Annotated in this window: 19 protein-coding genes; 16 read left to right on the top strand and 3 right to left on the bottom strand. The window is 52.2% G+C overall.

All coding sequences use genetic code 11. The features are described 5' to 3' along the window. Nucleotides 1-3 precede the first annotated feature (3 nt). The 13 genes from BN6471_RS10290 to pyrE all read left to right on the top strand — a co-directional run bounded on the left by BN6471_RS10290 (nt 4) and on the right by pyrE (nt 11,134). Complete coding sequence (locus tag BN6471_RS10290; protein ID WP_066648601.1) at nt 4-690, top strand: YggS family pyridoxal phosphate-dependent enzyme; 687 nt, start codon at nt 4-6, stop codon at nt 688-690. 20 nt (nt 691-710) lie between these two features. Then, a complete protein-coding gene (locus BN6471_RS10285) occupies nt 711-1,205 on the top strand; it encodes a cell division protein SepF (protein ID WP_066648598.1) in 495 nt (164 codons plus the stop codon). Nucleotides 1,206-1,232: 27 nt separating this feature from the next. Beyond that, the gene (locus tag BN6471_RS10280; RefSeq protein WP_066648592.1) at nt 1,233-1,907 is read left to right on the top strand and encodes a DivIVA domain-containing protein; all 675 of its coding nucleotides are present in this window, start codon (nt 1,233-1,235) and stop codon (nt 1,905-1,907) included. Nucleotides 1,908-2,008: 101 nt separating this feature from the next. Further along, nucleotides 2,009-2,494, top strand: a complete 486-nt coding sequence (lspA, locus tag BN6471_RS10275) for a signal peptidase II (RefSeq protein ID WP_066648590.1) — start codon at nt 2,009-2,011, stop codon at nt 2,492-2,494. Next, the gene (locus BN6471_RS10270; protein WP_066648588.1) at nt 2,478-3,389 is read left to right on the top strand and encodes an RluA family pseudouridine synthase; all 912 of its coding nucleotides are present in this window, start codon (nt 2,478-2,480) and stop codon (nt 3,387-3,389) included. Before lspA ends, BN6471_RS10270 begins: the two co-directional genes overlap by 17 nt. 168 nt (nt 3,390-3,557) lie before the next feature. Next, a complete protein-coding gene (gene pyrR / locus BN6471_RS10265) occupies nt 3,558-4,112 on the top strand; it encodes a bifunctional pyr operon transcriptional regulator/uracil phosphoribosyltransferase PyrR (protein WP_066648586.1) in 555 nt (184 codons plus the stop codon). A gap of 70 nt (nt 4,113-4,182) precedes the next feature. Then, nucleotides 4,183-5,505, top strand: a complete 1,323-nt coding sequence (locus tag BN6471_RS10260) for a uracil-xanthine permease family protein (protein ID WP_066648584.1) — start codon at nt 4,183-4,185, stop codon at nt 5,503-5,505. Nucleotides 5,506-5,559: 54 nt separating this feature from the next. Further along, entirely contained in the window at nt 5,560-6,840 is a 1,281-nt protein-coding gene (locus BN6471_RS10255; protein ID WP_066648583.1) for a dihydroorotase, read from the top strand. Beyond that, nucleotides 6,821-7,747: an orotidine-5'-phosphate decarboxylase gene (gene pyrF, locus BN6471_RS10250; RefSeq protein WP_066648580.1), complete on the top strand. Its 927-nt coding sequence runs from the start codon at nt 6,821-6,823 to the stop codon at nt 7,745-7,747. Before BN6471_RS10255 ends, pyrF begins: the two co-directional genes overlap by 20 nt. A gap of 31 nt (nt 7,748-7,778) precedes the next feature. Further along, entirely contained in the window at nt 7,779-8,852 is a 1,074-nt protein-coding gene (locus BN6471_RS10245; protein WP_066648574.1) for a carbamoyl phosphate synthase small subunit, read from the top strand. Further along, entirely contained in the window at nt 8,845-9,624 is a 780-nt protein-coding gene (locus BN6471_RS10240; RefSeq protein ID WP_066648573.1) for a dihydroorotate dehydrogenase electron transfer subunit, read from the top strand. Before BN6471_RS10245 ends, BN6471_RS10240 begins: the two co-directional genes overlap by 8 nt. Continuing rightward, nucleotides 9,617-10,528 carry a dihydroorotate dehydrogenase gene (locus BN6471_RS10235; protein ID WP_066648571.1) on the top strand — a complete coding sequence of 304 codons (912 nt, stop codon included), beginning with the start codon at nt 9,617-9,619 and terminating at the stop codon, nt 10,526-10,528. The genes BN6471_RS10240 and BN6471_RS10235 overlap by 8 nt, the downstream gene beginning before the upstream one ends. Nucleotides 10,529-10,549: 21 nt before the next feature. After that, nucleotides 10,550-11,134 (top strand): orotate phosphoribosyltransferase, encoded by a 585-nt coding sequence (pyrE, locus tag BN6471_RS10230; protein ID WP_187118784.1) that lies wholly within the window; start codon nt 10,550-10,552, stop codon nt 11,132-11,134. A gap of 39 nt (nt 11,135-11,173) precedes the next feature. Here the strand turns inward: pyrE and BN6471_RS10225 are convergent, their stop codons facing one another. Continuing rightward, on the bottom strand, nt 11,174-11,797 hold the full coding sequence (locus tag BN6471_RS10225; protein WP_066648566.1) for a hypothetical protein: 624 nt from the start codon (nt 11,795-11,797) through the stop codon (nt 11,174-11,176). Next, a complete protein-coding gene (locus tag BN6471_RS10220) occupies nt 11,794-13,551 on the bottom strand; it encodes an Rqc2 family fibronectin-binding protein (RefSeq protein ID WP_162270202.1) in 1,758 nt (585 codons plus the stop codon). Before BN6471_RS10220 ends, BN6471_RS10225 begins: the two co-directional genes overlap by 4 nt. Before the next feature lie 91 nt (nt 13,552-13,642). On the opposite strand from BN6471_RS10220, the gene rph reads away from it, so the two are divergent. Genes rph through BN6471_RS10205 form a run of 3 tightly spaced genes read left to right on the top strand, consistent with a single transcriptional unit; the run spans nt 13,643 to nt 15,428 of the window. Continuing rightward, a complete protein-coding gene (rph, locus tag BN6471_RS10215) occupies nt 13,643-14,368 on the top strand; it encodes a ribonuclease PH (protein WP_066648561.1) in 726 nt (241 codons plus the stop codon). After that, entirely contained in the window at nt 14,365-14,949 is a 585-nt protein-coding gene (locus BN6471_RS10210; RefSeq protein WP_066648558.1) for an XTP/dITP diphosphatase, read from the top strand. Before rph ends, BN6471_RS10210 begins: the two co-directional genes overlap by 4 nt. Further along, entirely contained in the window at nt 14,946-15,428 is a 483-nt protein-coding gene (locus BN6471_RS10205; protein WP_066648555.1) for a YfcE family phosphodiesterase, read from the top strand. The genes BN6471_RS10210 and BN6471_RS10205 overlap by 4 nt, the downstream gene beginning before the upstream one ends. A gap of 262 nt (nt 15,429-15,690) precedes the next feature. Here the strand turns inward: BN6471_RS10205 and BN6471_RS10200 are convergent, their stop codons facing one another. Further along, nucleotides 15,691-16,941, bottom strand: coding sequence for a glycosyltransferase family 2 protein (locus tag BN6471_RS10200; RefSeq protein ID WP_066650070.1), 1,251 nt, complete (start codon nt 16,939-16,941; stop codon nt 15,691-15,693). Nucleotides 16,942-17,247: the final 306 nt, after the last annotated feature.

The following is a 17,247-nucleotide window of genomic DNA, read 5'->3' as shown; positions in this document are numbered from 1 at the left end:
GAAATGGATTTAGCGGAAAATATAAAAAACGTACAGGAAAAGATAGCGGATTATGCGGGCCGGGCGGGCGTACCGGCGGAAGGGATACGGCTGGTCGCGGTATCCAAAACGGTAGACGCGGACGTGGTAAGGCAGGCATACGGGCTGGGGCTTGATACCTTTGGCGAAAATCGCGTGCAGGAGTTCCTGCGGAAGAGCGAAGCGCTGCCAAAAGATATTAAATGGAATTTAATTGGACAGTTGCAAACAAACAAGGTTAAGTATATAATTGATAATGGAGTAGATTTAGTACACTCCTTGGACAGGCTCCCGCTCGCACAGGAGCTGCAAAAGGAATGCGTCAAAAAAGATGCTTTTATTGATGCATTAGTACAGGTAAACATCGCAAAGGAAGAAACCAAATCCGGGCTTTATTTAGAAGAGGTCGAAGACTTTTTTGAGCAGGCCGGGGGTTTTGACAGGATACGCTTCCGCGGTTTTATGACCATTGCTCCATACACGGACGACCGTGCTTACCTGCGAAAAATATTTGCGCAAGCAAAGGCGCTTTATGATCACTGGAAGCCGCATTTCAAAGGGTTTGATTATCTTTCCATGGGGATGTCGGGCGATTATGGCGAGGCGATCCTTGAAGGCGCAAACATGGTGCGTGTCGGTTCCGCAATATTTGGCGAAAGAATCTATAAATAAACGCTGGGAGGCTTTGATTCATGGGAAAAATGGGCGATAAATTACTATCCTTCATAGGGCTTGAACCGACAGACGAGGAAGTAGACGACCGTTATTATGATGAACAGGATGATTTGCAAGACGATATGATGGGTTTTCCTGAAGACGACTTTGTACCGCCTGTTGAAGAAAAGAAAGTCAAAAAAAGAGGAGAGACAGCAAAAGTGGTTGGGATTCCTGATACGAGCAAAGTCAGGGTGTTGATCTATAAGCCGGTTTCGTATGAAGATACGCAGAGCATTATCGACCACCTGAAGGAGAAAAAACCGATTATCGTCAATTTGGACGAGTTGGATACGGATGTCGCGCAGCGCATCCTCGATTTTGTCAGCGGGGCGGTATATGCCCTAAACGGCAACATCAGGAAGGCTGCCCGGAATATCTTTGTGGTCGCGCCTTACAACGTAGACGTATCGACAAATACGGCGGAAGCGGCGACAGATGAATTCGGCTTCAGCTATCTGGAACGTGAATAACGATAAAACGAGCGGGGGGAACGCCTGATGAATATAACGCCGAAAGATATTCTGGAAAAAGAATTTGGAAAAAAATTCAATGGATACGATCCGGAACAGGTTGATGAATTCCTGGACGAGGTGATCAAACAGTTTGAATCCCTGATGGAGGAAAACGAGAACATTATCGCAAAGAACGAGGAAATGAAGTCTGAGATCGCGCGATTGAAGCAGAAAACGGATAAGCTGGATAATATCGAAGACAAGCTGATGTCTACCGTAATTACGGCGCAGCGCAACGCGACGATGTATATCGAACGTGCGGAGATGCAGGCGCAGAAGATAATGGATATTGCGAACCAGAATGCAAAAACAGTGATCGAAAGCACGCAGCTGAGGATGGAAGCGGCTAAACAGGAACTGAAAAAATACGAAAAGCAGATTACTGATTATAAAAAACGTTTCCGGATGTTTTTGGAAGACCAGATGTCCTATGCGGAAACAAAGCTGGACGACGAAGCCCTGGTGGGGCACCAGGCGGCGGAGATCAGCCAGTCGATCAGCAACCTCACAAACCAGATGGCGGACCTTGATACGTCGTCCGTGCGTGAGTCCATCCACTTAAACGAGATCTTAAAGCAGTCCAAGGAGGACACGGTGAACGATTTCCGCAAGAGCACGGCAGATTTGCAGGATATCGTAAACGAGATCATCGACGACTGACCAAAAAAAAATGATAAATACCGCCCGTTTTTGCGGCGGTATTTTTTTTCGCCTTTGAATATGATATAATACGACGTAGATTTGCGAACGGAGAAATGGTAATGATTTATGTGTTGTTGATTGCCGCGATCGTAGCGGGAGACCAGGTCGTAAAGATGGTTGTGGCCTCCACCATGGCGGTAGGCCAGTCCTTTCCCCTAATCCCGGGGTTTGCCAATATCACCTATATGCAAAATACGGGTGCAGCCTTCAGCTTGTTTTCGGACGCTACCTGGGTGCTCGCCCTTTTGTCGGGCGTGATGGCGGTGGTCGTGATCTGCATTTTATTCAAATATAAAAAGAAATTCAAATCCAACTTGTTCAACCTGGCGATGGCCTTCATCGCGGGCGGCGCGATCGGCAACCTGATCGACCGCGTGGCGCATGGATATGTGATCGATATGCTGGAATTCGATTTTGTCAACTTCGCGATCTTCAACGTGGCGGATTCCTTTGTCTGCATCGGCGCGGTCATGCTGGGTATCTTCGTGATATGGTTCTGGGACAAACATAAAAAGGCGGAGAAGGCAGATGACGGACAGTCATAAGGTCATTGCCGGGGAGCCTTGCGCGCGGCTTGATTCTTTTCTTGCAGGGGCATTTCCGCAATATACACGTTCCTACTTAAAGCAGCTGATCATGGACGGCGGTGTCTTGCTGAATGAAAAACCGGCGAAAGCAAGCATGAAGGTAAAGGCCGGGGACGAAATTGTGCTCGACGTACCAAGGCGGCAGGCAACCGATATCCTGCCGGAAGATATTCCGCTTACGATCGTCTACCAGGATGAGGACATCGCGGTGGTCAACAAAGCGCAGGGCATGGTGACGCATCCTGCACCGGGCAACTACACGGGAACGCTTGTCAACGCCCTTTTATACCAGCTGGAAGATTTATCAGGCATCAATGGGGAGCTCCGGCCGGGTATTGTGCACAGGTTGGACAAGGATACCTCCGGGCTTTTGGTGGTGGCAAAAAACGACGAAGCACACAAATCCTTGAGCACGCAGATCGAAGAAAAAACAGCCAGCCGCGTTTATCAGGCGCTTGTGTACGGCAATATCAAGGCCGATGAGGGCGTGATCACGACGCAGATCGGACGCGACCCGCGCGACCGGAAGAAAATGGCGGTACTGCGCAGCGGCGGGCGCGAAGCGGTCACGCAGTACAAGGTGCTTGCGCGCTACGAAGGATATACACTGGTGGAATGCACGCTCAAAACGGGGCGGACACACCAGATACGCGTCCACTTAAAGCATCTTGGTTTTCCTGTGGTGGGCGACCCCGTCTACACAAAAAAGAAAGACAAGTTCGGCCTGCGCGGGCAGCTGCTGCACGCCTGCAAGCTGGGGCTTACCCATCCGCGGACGGGGGAACGGATGGAGTTTTCGGCTCCCCTCCCGGATTATTTTGAAAATGTACTTCGTTCGCTCAAAAAAATATGAAAAACGCATTGAATCCCCGGGTGTGATTTGATATACTGGTACAGGAGAAAATAAAACCTTTAAACTGGTCCGTTGAGAGGCCGTAAGGTGTACATAAGAAATGCTTTTTGTGTGCCTTGCTGCGTCTTGAATCAAGATGTGACAAGGTATTTTTATGGGAGTTTCAGGATGGAAAGCGTAAAGAAAACAACGATCATGGACAAGGAAACGATGCAGCGCACCTTAAAGCGCATCGCACACCAGATCATTGAAAATACGGACGGTGCGGACGGCCTGTATATGATCGGCATCCAGCGCCGCGGCGTTACCATTGCAAAGCGTATCGCTTCGTATATCAAAGAGTTTGAAGGGGTGGATATCCCTTTGGGGACGCTCGATATCACGTTTTACAGGGACGACCTCTCAAAGGATTCGGAGCAGCCGGTCGTGGGCGCGACGCACATCGATTTTGATGTTACGGATAAAAAGATCGTGCTGGTGGACGATGTGCTCTATACGGGACGTACGGCGCGCGCGGCGATGGACGCGATTATGGACATGGGACGCCCGAACTGCATCAAATTTGCGGTGCTTGTGGATCGCGGACACCGTGAATTGCCCATCCGCGCAGACTTTGTGGGGAAAAACGTACCGACGGCGACGCATGAGATCGTTTCCGTCAAAGTAGATGAATTCGACGGCGGGGAAAGCGTCGACATTTGCGACTCGAAAACAGGTATGTGAGCCTTATTCATGGATTGGATAAGGCTTTTGCATATATGGAATCATTATATATGAATTGGGAGGTATCATAATGGACAAAACAATCCAGCAACAACAGCAAGGATGGGGCAAAAAAGCGATCCTTGGCTTCCAGCACCTGTTCGCGATGTTTGGCGCGACGGTACTGGTGCCGCTTCTTACCGGCCTGAATCCTGCGGTGGCGATTTGCTGCGCGGGTATCGGCACGCTTATTTTCCACCTGATCACCAAAGGCAAGGTGCCGGTGTTCCTCGGCTCCAGCTTTGCCTTTATCGGTGTTATCATCATCGTGGCGACGCAAATCAGCGGCGTCGACCCGTCGGTGGAAGGCTTCCTTGCTTCGCCGGCTTACCAGGCGGCGCTGCCGTACGTGGCGATCGGCATCATTTCGGCAGGCGCATTGTACCTGATCCTTGCCCTCGTCGTGAAGCTGATCGGCGTCAAGCGGGTAATGGCGGTGTTCCCGCCGGTGGTGACCGGCCCGATGATCATGGTCATCGGCCTGACGCTCGCGCCTACGGCTTTTAACAACATCGTGACGGCCCCCGCGGCAGAGGGGATCCCGGATCTTTTGTGGATGCGCTGGGTGATCGCGCTGATCGTGGTTGCGACGATGGTCGTCATCTCCATCTTTGCCAAAGGCTTTTTCAAGCTGGTGCCCATCATCATTGCGATCGCGGTCGGGTATGTGAGCGCTGCCCTGATGGGACAGGTCGACTTTTCGGGTTTCCAGAACGGTGCGAACCTCGGCTTCCAGGTGCCGCAGTTCAATCTTTTCTTCACACATGAACTGGATCCCTCCAAAGTGGTTACCGCCATTGCCATCATCGGGCCAACGGCGATCGTCACCTTCATGGAGCACATCGGCGATATCACGACGAACGGCGCCGTGGTCGGCAAGAATTTCATCGAAGACCCGGGCCTGCACAGGACGCTGATGGGCGACGGTATCGCTACGATGGTCGCCGGCCTTCTGGGCGGCCCTGCGAACACGACATACGGTGAAAACACAGGCGTGCTCGCGGTTACCAAAAACTATAACCCGGCAACGCTGCGTATCGCTGCGGTCTTTGCCATCATCATCAGTTTCTTCGGCGTATTCACGGCGTTCCTCGGTTCCATTCCGGGCGCGGTCATGGGCGGCGTATCCATCATGCTCTTCGGTATGATCGCAACGATAGGCCTGCGGACGCTGGCGGAAGCAAAGCTTGACTTTTCGCACAGCCGCAACCTGATCATCGTATCGCTGATGCTGGTGATCGGCCTTGGGCTTTCGGGCGGCATCCAGTTTTCGGAGTCGTTCACGCTGTCCAACATTTTCTTGAGCGCGCTGGTGGGGATCATCCTAAACGCGGTGTTGCCCAAAAACATTTAACGGTGCTGCGGGCGGGGCCGCAGGCTCCGCCCGGCATCATAAAACAGGAGAAATATGACTTTATTAATCAAAAATGTAACGATATGCAACGCAGACAATGTGGAAGAGGACGCCGATATATTGATAGAAGGCGGCATGATCGGCAAGACGGGTAAAAATATACAGGCAGGAGCCGACCGTGTGGTTGACGGACAGGGGCTTCACGCTTTCCCGGGGTTTCTTGATTTGCATGCGCATTTGCGCGACCCGGGATTCACACATAAGGAAGATATCGTTTCCGGCACAAAGGCGGCTGCGGCAGGCGGGTATACCGCCATATGCTGTATGCCCAATACAAAACCGGTCGCAGACAGTGTGGAAACGGTTCGCTATATGATCGAAAAAGCGCATGGGGCAGGATTTTGTGAGGTTCTGCCCGTTGCAAGCATCACAAAGGGGATGCAGGGCAGGGAGCTGACGGATTTTGCAGCGTTGCTTGATGCAGGCGCGGTGGCTTTTTCCGACGATGGACTGCCGGTGACGGAAGATGGAATGGTTTTGGCGGCCATGGAAAAGGCGAAAAAGCTGGGTACTTTTTTGATGCTGCATGAAGAAGACCTGGCCCTGCGCGGCGAAGGCGTCGTGCACGAAGGGAGCAATGCCAAACAGGCCGGGATATGCGGTATCCCGCGTGCGGCGGAAGAATGCATGACGGCACGCGACATTATGTATGCGGAAAAAACGGGTGCGCATATCCACATCTGCCATGTCTCGACGGAGGGCAGCGTGCAGCTCATACGCCGGGCCAAAGGCCGCGGCATGCGGATAACGTGCGAAACCGGGCCGCATTATTTTTCAGCAACGGACGCGATGATACTGGACAAAAACCCCAACGCCAAGATGAACCCGCCGCTGCGCGAAGAACGCGACAGGCAGGCTGTTTGCCAGGGAATTGCGGACGGGACGATCGATGTGATCGCGACGGATCACGCGCCGCACAGCAGCAAGGAAAAAGCGATAGGGATAGAGAAGGCGCCCTTCGGCATCATCGGTTTTGAAACGGCGTTCGCACTGGCGGTGACAAACCTTGTGGATGTGGGGATAATAGACTGGAAGGATTTAGCAAGGCTGCTGTCAGAAAGGCCGAACGCGCTGCTAAAGCGCAAAGGCGGGAAAATCGCGGCGGGTATGCCCGCAGATATGGCGCTTTGTAATGTGCATGAAAAATATATTTACAGCGAAGGAAGCATCCTCTCCAAGGCAAAAAATACGCCGTTTATCGGTAAAGAGCTTTGCGGCAGGGTAACAATGACGATCCGGGAAGGAAAGGTCACATATGATAGACAAGCTGATTGAACAGATCATACAAAAAAAGAGCCCGATCTGCGTAGGGCTGGATACGAAATTTGAATATCTGCCGCAGGAATTTTTGTCGCGCGGGGATTTCATGGATCCGCTTTCTTATGCGGCGGACAATATTTTCCAGTACAACAGGGTGCTCATCGACGAGATCGCGGATATCGTCCCGTCCGTTAAAGTACAGGCGGCCTACTACGAGATGTACGGCTGTGAAGGCATGAAAGCCTTCCGCGATACGATCGCATATGCAAAGGATGCAGGCCTTGTGGTGATCGCCGACATCAAACGAAATGATATCGGCGCGACGGCGAGCGCCTATTCGAGCTCTTACCTCGGCAGGGCGAAGGTCGGCGAAAAGGAAGTCCCTGTTTTCGATGCGGATTTTGCCACAGTAAACGGATACCTCGGCACAGACGGGATCGCGCCGTTCACAGCCGATTGTGAAAAGTATGATAAAGGCATTTTCGTACTGGTCAAAACGTCTAACCCAAGCTCGGGAGAGCTGCAGGACAAGCAGATCGGCGGCAAAACGGTATACGAATGCATGGCCGGCATGGTGGCTGAATGGGGCAAAGACCTGATCGGGAAGTACGGGTATTCAGAGGTCGGCGCGGTGATCGGCGCGACCTATCCGCAGCAGGCGGAAAAAATACGCGGGAAGCATCCGTCGATCTTTGTGTTGATCCCCGGGTATGGCGCGCAGGGCGGCAGCGCACAGGGACTGGTTCCGAATTTTGACAAGCGCGGGCTTGGCGGCGTGGTAAACAATTCGCGTGCGATCCTTACCGCTTACCGGAATGAAAAATATAAAGGCATGGACTTTGCAAAGGCGGCGCGGCAGGCGGCGCTTGACATGCAGGAGGATATTTTGGACACGTTTGCGAAAAACGGGATTGGATATTAGTACCAATAACAATGCAGGGGAGCGAAAATAGATGGCTTATTTGACACTGGAAGACGGGACGATTTTCAAAGGGGAGTCCTTTGGAAAACAGGCGGACGTGATGGGTGAGGTCGTTTTCAATACGGGCATGACAGGCTACCAAGAGGTTCTTACGGATCCTTCCTATTGCGGCCAGATCGTGACCATGACCTACCCGCTGGTCGGCAATTATGGGATCGATGAGGAGGTATCCGAATCGGACGGGCCAAAGGTAAGCGCGTTCGTCATGCGCGAAAAGTGCAGCGAACCTTCCAACTGGAACAGCAAAATGACGTTGGAGGAGTATCTGGTCAAAAAACAGATCATCGGCCTTGCGGGTATTGATACGCGCGAGCTGACAAGGAAGCTGCGCGACAAAGGAACGATGCACGGGATCATCACACAGGTGCCGCCATCCGCTATGCAGATCGAGGAAATGAAGAATTATCATATAGAGCTGCCTGTGGAGCAGGTGACGTGCAAGGAAAAGTACCAGTATTCGCAGGGCAGCCGCTCCTTAGCGGTGCTCGATTTTGGGCTGAAACGCAATATCCTGCGCAGCCTTGAAAAGCGCGACTGTGCGCTTACCGTGTTCCCGGCGCTTACAGACCCCAAAGAGATCATAGCGGGGAACTTTGATGGGCTGATGCTGACAAACGGCCCGGGAAACCCGAAGGACAACGTGCAGATCATTGAAAACCTAAAGCAGCTGATCGGTAAGCTGCCGGCATTCGGCATCTGCCTGGGGCACCAGCTGGTGGCGCTGGCCATGGGTGCGGATACGGAAAAGCTCAAATACGGACACCGCGGCTCTAACCATCCGGTCAAGGATATGCAGCGCAACAAGGTGTATATCACCTCGCAAAACCACGGTTACACGATCATGAGCCGTTCCCTGCCGGCGTGCGCTGTCGTATCGCACAAAAACTGGAACGACCAAACGATCGAGGGCGTAAAATATATCGGTTATCCGATGTTCACGGTGCAGTTCCATCCGGAGGCAGCACCGGGGCCGGAGGATACGGCATACTTATTTGACGATTTTATGGAGATCATCGACAGGGAGAAGGCAAAAAAAAATGATTAACAAACACACGATAGAAACGGTTCTGTCAAACGAGCTGATCGCGGACAACACATACCTCCTGAAAGTGACGTGTACGGACGATTTCCTGCGGTATTTCCGTCCGGGACAGTTTGCGCATATCGAGATACCGCACGCAAAGGAGCTTCTGCTCAGAAGGCCGATCAGCATCAATTATGTGGATGAAGGCAAAAAGGAAGTGCATCTTGCTTATGCGGTCGTTGGCAAAGGTACGAGGCTGCTTTCCTTGGCGCGGGCAGGCGATACGCTGGATATCCTGATGCCGCTGGGCAACGGTTTCCAGCTCAAGGACGACATGAAAAAGGTATGGCTCATCGGCGGCGGGATCGGGATCGCCCCCCTAAAGTCGCTCAAAGTGAAATACCCTGACCGGGAATATTCCGCCTTCCTCGGATACCGCAGCGCAAGCTGTGTGTACGAGGTACAGGATTTTGAGGGGTTTGCCTCGACTTACGTCGCTACGGATGACGGGACGTTTGGCGAGCATGGCTTTTGTACCAACCTGTTAAAGGAGCGTTTGCAGGAAGAAAAACCGGACGTGATCCTCTCTTGCGGGCCGATGCCGTTCTTTCAGTCCCTTGCGCGCGTCCTTGAGGGGACGGACATCCCGGCGTATGTTTCCATGGAGCAGCATATGGGCTGCGGTACGGGGGGCTGCGCGGTGTGCGTGTGCAAAATAAAGGGACAGCACAAAAAAGTGTGTATCGAGGGCCCCGTATTCGATATGAAGGAGGTCGACGCGCTTTATGAGTGACATGAGAGTGAACATCGCGGGCGTACAACTCAAAAATCCGGTGATCACGGCATCCGGGACGTTTGGATATGCGGAAGAGTATAATCTGCATATGGACGTTTCAAAGCTTGGCGCGGTGACACTGAAAGCGCTGACAAAGGCGCCGCGGCTGGGAAACCCGCCTGTGCGCATTGCGGAGACGGCCAGTGGGGTACTCAATGCGGTCGGCCTGCAAAATCCGGGTGTGGACGAATTCCTTCGCTCCATTTATCCGCGCATCAAAAACTATGATACGGTCAAGATCGCGAATATCGCGGGGGCGTCCGCCGAAGATTATGCTTATGTGGCGGAGCGCTTAAACGATACGAATATCGCGCTTTATGAAGTCAATGTGTCCTGTCCCAACGTAAAGCAGGGCGGCGTGAGCTTTGGTACGGATGTATGCGCGATAAACGACATCGTAGGGGCGGTCAAGCGCGTGGCGAAAAAACCGCTGATCGTAAAGCTGACGCCCAATGTCACCAAAGTCGCGGATATGGCGAAAGCGGCGCGTGACGCAGGGGCGGACGCGGTATCGCTTATCAACTGCATCACAGGGATGGCGATCGATGCAAAAACGCGCAGGCCGATCCTTGCAAATGTTACAGGCGGACTTTCCGGCCCTGCGGTAAAGCCGGTGGCATTGCGGATGGTATGGGAGGTGTTCCAGGCAAAGCTTGGTATCCCGATCATCGGGCTGGGAGGCATCATGAGCGGGGAGGACGCTGCGGAATTCATGATCGCAGGGGCGAGCGCCGTTATGGTCGGCGCGGCAACCATGCGCAACCCTTCGGCTACAGCTATTATCCTTAGCGAGCTGGAGCAATACGCAAACGATATGGGGATCGAAAAGATCAGCGGGCTTACGGGCACGCTGAGCATATAGAAAAGGTGGTATGGCAATATGATGACGCGTGAAGAGATCATTGCGGTTTTTAAAGAAAAAGAAGTAATGTTGGAAGGGCATTTCCTGCTCACGTCGGGCAGGCATTCGGATAAGTACATGCAGTGTGCGAAGCTGTTCCAATATCCGGATGTATCGGAGCTTATTTGTAAGCAGCTTGCGGAACAGTTTGCGGATAGGAAGATCGACCTCGTGGTCGGGCCGGCGATCGGCGGCATCATCATGGCCTATGAGATGTCGCGCCAGTTGGGCGTAAAGAATATCTTTGCAGAGCGTGAAAATGGAAAAATGACGCTGCGCAGGGGTTTTACGGTAGAGCCGGGGACGAAAATACTGGTAACGGAGGACGTCGTAACAACAGGCGGATCCGTCAAGGAAGTTATTGCGCTGCTTAAGGATTTGGGTGCGGAAGTCGTGGGCGTGGGCAGCGTAGTCGACCGCAGTGCGGGCGCGGTAGACTTTGGCGTACCGTTCCGCGCGGTGCTTTCTATGGAAGTGAAATCATATGGGCCGGACGAATGTCCCATCTGTAAAGCAGGTGAAACGCCGCTTGTAAAACCGGGAAGCAGGGCGCTGCCGGTAAAATAAGGCAGTGAAAAGGCGCGCATACCGCGCGCTTTTTTTGTATCATTTTTTTGGCAGCAGGAAATGCTCCTGCGGGTCTTTGGGCGGCAGGTCAGCAAGCGCGATATCACCGGGACGCCGCAGGTAGCGTTGCAGCCACTTGTCAAACGGCCAGATCGCGGTGATGCTTTTAGGCAGCTGTTTTTTGAAATATTGGTTTTTGTCATACAAGAATAGCTGCATAAATCCCTTGCCGCTGTCCTTTTCGCCGAGGTCAGCATAAAAACTGCGGATTTCGCGCCCAAAGAGGTTATCCGCGCAAACTATGCAATATTTTCGCGTCAGTACGGTGGGCGGGATCCGTCGCCGGATGATGGATTCGATGTGAAAGTCGCACTCAAAATAGGCACGCGTGCTTTCATCCGGATAAAAGATATAGGCGATCAGTTTTTTGACGACATTTTTTTCGTACCATAAAAACATGGTCTCGTTCATCCGCACATACTCCCAGCCGCTGCAAACAGGGGTCATTTGCAGCTTGATGCGGTTTTTATTGGAAAGTGAAAACCAGCCGTTGGGCGAATGGCCGCGTTTGATGATATATTTGTCGGCGATGGTTTCATTCCTGTTCTCGTCCATATCGCTGCCGGAGCAGGAAAACAAATCATAAATCTGTTCGCTCGTCACTGGTATTCCTCCGCTTTGGGGATGTGCCCTTTGCCCGCGTCCACGTATACGGTAAAGTAATCGTCATAGATCACCTTGCCGGGGCGTGCGCCCGGCGGTTTTTTCAGGTTTTTGCGCTGCGTATAGTCGACAGGGGTCTTGCCCGACTGTTTGGCGCGCGAATGAGCGGCTGCAAGCTCGGCGGCCATCACGATCGTTTCGTCGTCGATATCGTTGAGCTGCGTGCCGTCGGTAAGCAGCAGGACATGCGAACCGGGCGTCTTTTGCGCGTGGAACCAGAGGTCTGTTTTTGCGGCAACGCGCATGGTCAGGATATCGTTCTGGCGGTCGTTTTTGCCTACGAGGATCGTATATCCGCTGGGGGACGTATAGGCGAGGGGGCGGGAGGAAGTTTCCTCTTCTTTCTTATTCTTGTTTACAGGCGCAAGATAACCCGCACGTACCAGCGTGTGCCTGATATCGGCGATCTCATCCGTGGACTCCGCATTCTCGGTGAAGTGGAGCACGCCTTCCAAAAATTCGCGCTCTTCGAGGGCTCTTTCCAGCCTTTCGCTGTTGAGCGCGGCGGCTGTCTTATACTTGGCGATTTTTTTATACAGCTTTTGAGCCGTCTCCTGCGGCGTACGCGAAACATCGAGCGGGATCGTGATCGTTTGCCCGGTTTCATAATCGACGGCCTCAAACGAAGCCATACCCTTTTTGAGGCGGTAAATGTTCGCGGTGATATAGTCCGCACGCTGCTGCAGTTTTTGCGCCTTGTTTGCATCCTGGAGGCTGGCTTCATAAATATGGATCAGCTTCTGCAGCTTGGAATAAAGCTTGCCTACCGTTTTTAACAGCGCATCGCGCTGCGCTGCGAGGCGGAAAATCTCCAGGCGGCGGCTGTAATAATAATCGAGCATCCCGTTTACCGAATCAAAATATTTACGCGTTTGCTCCGGATAGGTCTCGTAAGGAACACAGGAAAAGAAAACGGGAAGCTGATCCGCGTTGAATTGCACGCATGGGCGGGGATTTTTGACCGCTTCACGCAAAAAGTCCTGCATTACGCCCGCAAGCCGCTTTATTTGCTTTTCCGAAAGGGAGGAAGCGTCCTGCTCGCCGATCCCGGCCCGCGCGAGGATTTCCTGCGCCGTCTGCATGGAAAGACCGTCGAACGCGGAAACGATATGGGAGGTGACCTTGGTAGCCTTGCGGGTATGGAGGACTTCCTGAAGCGTATTTTGCGAAAGTTCCAGCGGATCGTATTTTTCCTGCGGCGGATTTTCGTACCGCACGCCGGGCAGCACCTGCCGTTTGCTGCTCACATCGACGGATACCCGGCGGATACTGTCGAGTATTTTTCCGCTTTCGTCCGTTAAAATGATGTTGGAATATTTGCCCATGACTTCTACGATCAGCTTGAGCGTCACGGGGTGGAGCATCTCGTCTTTGGAGGCGAGCGTAAAGGTGACGACACGGTCGAGCCCCCGCTGGCCGATGCCCGTAATATGCGCGCCGCTCAAATATTTGCGCAGGAACATGCAGAATACGGGCGGCGTTTTTGGGTTCGGCTTGTTCTGCCCCGTCAGGTAAAGCGCGCAGTCCCCGGCGTCCGCGGAAAGCACGAGCCTCAAAGTCCCTGCGCCGGCAGAATAAAGCTGCAGCACCACTTCTTCCTTGCCGGGCATCAATATTTTTTGTATCTTTGCGTCGCGCAGCTTTTCCTGCAGCTCGCCTACGCAGATTTTCATAGTTAAACCGTCTAATGTCATATGTTTTTCTCCTGTCAACATTATACCACAACAATTGAACGTGCAGGCAATGTATGCTAAAATGATTGCAGCAAATCAAGGGGAGGACAGCATGAGAAAAGATGGCAGGAATGCAGAACAGGCGCGGCCGCTCGATATGCGGGTGAACGTGCTGAAAAACGCACAGGGAAGTGTGATCATCAGTACGGGGGATACGCAGGTGCTGTGTACGGCAATGCTCGAAGAGGGGGCGCCGCCGTTTCTGGAAGGCACGGGCAAGGGATGGCTGACGGCGGAATATTCCATGCTGCCCGCATCCACGCCCATGCGCAAAAAGCGCGACGGACTGAAAAAGGATGGGCGCGGCGTGGAGATACAGCGGTTGATCGGCCGTTCGCTGCGCAGTGTGTGCGATTTTGAAGGGATGGGCGAATACACCCTTTATGTGGACTGCGACGTGCTCAACGCGGACGGAGGGACGCGTACCGCCTCCATCAGCGGGGCGTTCGTTGCGGCGGCGCTGTGTATCAAAAAGGCGGTGGATGCAGGCGTCCTCAAACGATCCCCGCTCAAACGCCATGTAGCGGCCATTTCCGCAGGGATCGTGGAGGACGAAGCGATCCTTGACCTGTGTTACAGGGAGGACAGCAGCGCGCAGGCGGACATGAACATGGTGGCGACGGACGACGGCAACATTGGGGAGATCCAGGTATGCGGGGAGAAGCGTACAATTACGGAAGAAGAATTTGAACAGCTCAAACAGCTGTGTAAAAAAGGGATCAGGGAGATCATTGCAAAACAGAAAGAAATTTTGAAAGGCGAGGGAATCGAGATATGAGCAAATTGATCATAGCGACAAACAACCAGGGAAAGGTAAGGGAGATCAAGGCGATACTGGGAGGCTTTTATGACGAGATCCTCTCTTTAAAGGACGCAGGCATCGTGGCGGACGTCGTAGAGGACGGCAAGACCTTCCACGAAAATGCCGCTAAAAAGGCGGTCGAGATCAGCAGGATGGTCGATGGGGACGTCCTCGCCGACGATTCCGGACTGTGCGTGGACGCGCTCGACGGCGCGCCGGGCATTTATTCCGCACGCTTCTCCGGCGAAGGGGCCGACGACCGGAAAAACAATGAAAAGCTGCTTTCCCTTGTGAAAAACGAGAGCAACCGCCGGGCAAGGTTCGTATGCGCGCTGGTTCTTGCCAACGGCGGCAGGGAGAAGCTGTACGTGGAGGATTGCGCAGAAGGGAAGATCATCGACGAACCGCGCGGCGAAAATGGTTTTGGCTATGACCCCTTGTTTTATGTAAAGGAATATGGACAGACGTTTGCGCAGATCCCCGCCGAGACAAAGAACGTGATCAGCCATCGCGCAAAAGCGCTTGAAAAGCTGAAGAAGGAAGTCGAAAAGCTGTGAGGGAATATGTCCACGCGCTCGTTTTGAGCGACACGCACGGGAATGCGGAGGCAGTCAAACGGGTGCTGGACGCATGCCCGCAAGCAGGGTACGTGTTCCATTTGGGCGATCATGTATCGGATGTGCGGCTGATCCATGAAAACAGCCGTGCGCATGTGGTAAACGTCAAGGGGAACTGCGATCCGGGAGAGGCGGTAAGCGAGTTTGAGGAAGTCGTTATAAAGGGGCAGAAGATCATCCTGACGCACGGGCATCTCCTGAAAGTCAAGTTTTCTTATGACCGCGCTTTTTATTATGCGCAGGAGCACGAAGCAAAAGCGATCCTTTTTGGCCATACGCACAGGCAGTATTGTGAATATATCGACGGGATTTGGATGGTCAATCCGGGAAGCGCGGGCGAATCCCCGGGCGGGGAAGCAGAATATGCCACGCTGCTGATCGGCGATATGGGGATTGTCCCCAAGCTAAAGAAGATTTGAAAGGGCTTTGCCAATAGCGGCAGGGCCTTTTATATATCCCCGAATGGGTGCTTTTTCACATAACGGCATACGGCCCATAAAATAAATGCGGGAACGCCCAGCAATACCAGAATCAATATCAGTACGACCATCCCTATCATCCCCCTACGTTTATTTATTGTAGGCCGAAAAAAATAAAGATGGCGTTAGAAAATGTTCGATGGAAATTAAAGATGTATAAAGAAAAAGCGGAAAAGCTTTCTTTTCCGCTTGACGTCCTATCTTATTGGTTTTGCGGCTGCTCAAAATCCTCGATCGATTTTGTGATGTTGTGCGGGATCGGCTCCCAATGGATCTTTTTGAACAGCGCAGCGATCGAAATCGGGATATACGTCAGGATAAAGAAGGGGAAGGTGAACGTATACAGGATCTTCTTAGCCGGTTTTGCATGGATCTCGTTCCACTCGGTAATGGTGGTAATGACGCCCATGACAAACAATATAACGTAAAAATTCGCAACCGACGAAAAAATGGAAGTCGCCGTTGTCGTGATGATCAGGGGATTGACCGTCGTCCCGTGGAAAGCGCTCAGCATAAAAATCAGGTTCATGATAATGCTGGAAAGCGTCACGAAGATCGCGGGGGCGATGGTGATGAACATATCGTAACAGCTGAAGCGGCGGTCGACGACAAAGCCTTTTACAAGACGCTTGCCATATTTTCCGAGCACCTGGTAAAAGCCCTTAGACCAACGCAGGCGCTGCGTCCACGATTGCTTCCATGTGCAGGGCTGTTCGTCATAAAGTTTGGCGCTGCCGCAGTAGCCGATGGTTTCGCCGTTGATCACATTGTCAACGGAAAATTCGATGTCCTCGGTAAGCAGGTGGTGCTTCCAGCCGTGGTTTTTGCGGATGATATCGTTATGGATCAAAAAGCCTGTACCGGAAATCGCGCAGCTGGTATTGAGCAACATGCGCGGATAATTCAGATATTTGGATTCGCGCAGGAACCACAGGGAATATCCGGCGGAGATCCAGTTGGAGGCATAATTTTTTGAGTTGCGGTAACAGGTGAGGATACGGTAGCCTTTGTCAAACTGATTATTCATCTCCGCAACGAAGTTCTCATCGAGAAGGTTGTCCGCATCGAAAACAAAATAACCTTCATAGGTATTTTCGCCGTAATCCTGTGCGATCTGGTTTAAGACATAGCTTAAGGCATATCCCTTTCCGACGAGCTGCGTATTGAAGCGCTCGTAGACGATCGCGCCTGCCCTGCGGGCTACATCGGCGGTATTGTCCGTGCAGTTGTCAGCAACGACAAATATATCGATCAGGTTCTGGGGATACTTCTGTTTTTTGATGCTGTCGATCAAATTTCCAATTACGGTATTTTCATTCCGCGCAGCGATCACGACCGCATAACGGTGGTTTTGTTTCGCGGTCATGGGCATAGGCTTTTTGTGGAAAAGCGCTACCGCAACATAGATGATCTGGTAAGCATACAGCGCTGTGAATACAACAAACAACGCCATGTTAAATGTGCTGATAAACGATAACAATTTTCAATCCTTTCCCTGATGTATCCAAAAGGATAGATCAAGCCTTAAACTTATATTCAATGCCAAAACCAGGCATCAGCTAACCCCATATATAAACCGTAGTTGATTATAATCACATCCGATTGTATTTACAAGATATTTTAATGATAATTCAATAAATATTAATAATTGGGATACAAGTAAGCGGCTTTCGGGGGGCGCGGTTGGCGACAAAAGTTTTTATTTGCAGGTTAGCGTATAAACAACGAAATGTTGTTGACTTTTTTAAGCCTGTTTGCT

The sequence above is a fragment of the Christensenella timonensis genome, from assembly GCF_900087015.1.
Classification (GTDB): domain Bacteria; phylum Bacillota; class Clostridia; order Christensenellales; family Christensenellaceae; genus Christensenella; species Christensenella timonensis.
Note: the sequence above shows the minus strand (reverse complement) of the source record. Positions and strands in the feature narration are given on the sequence as shown.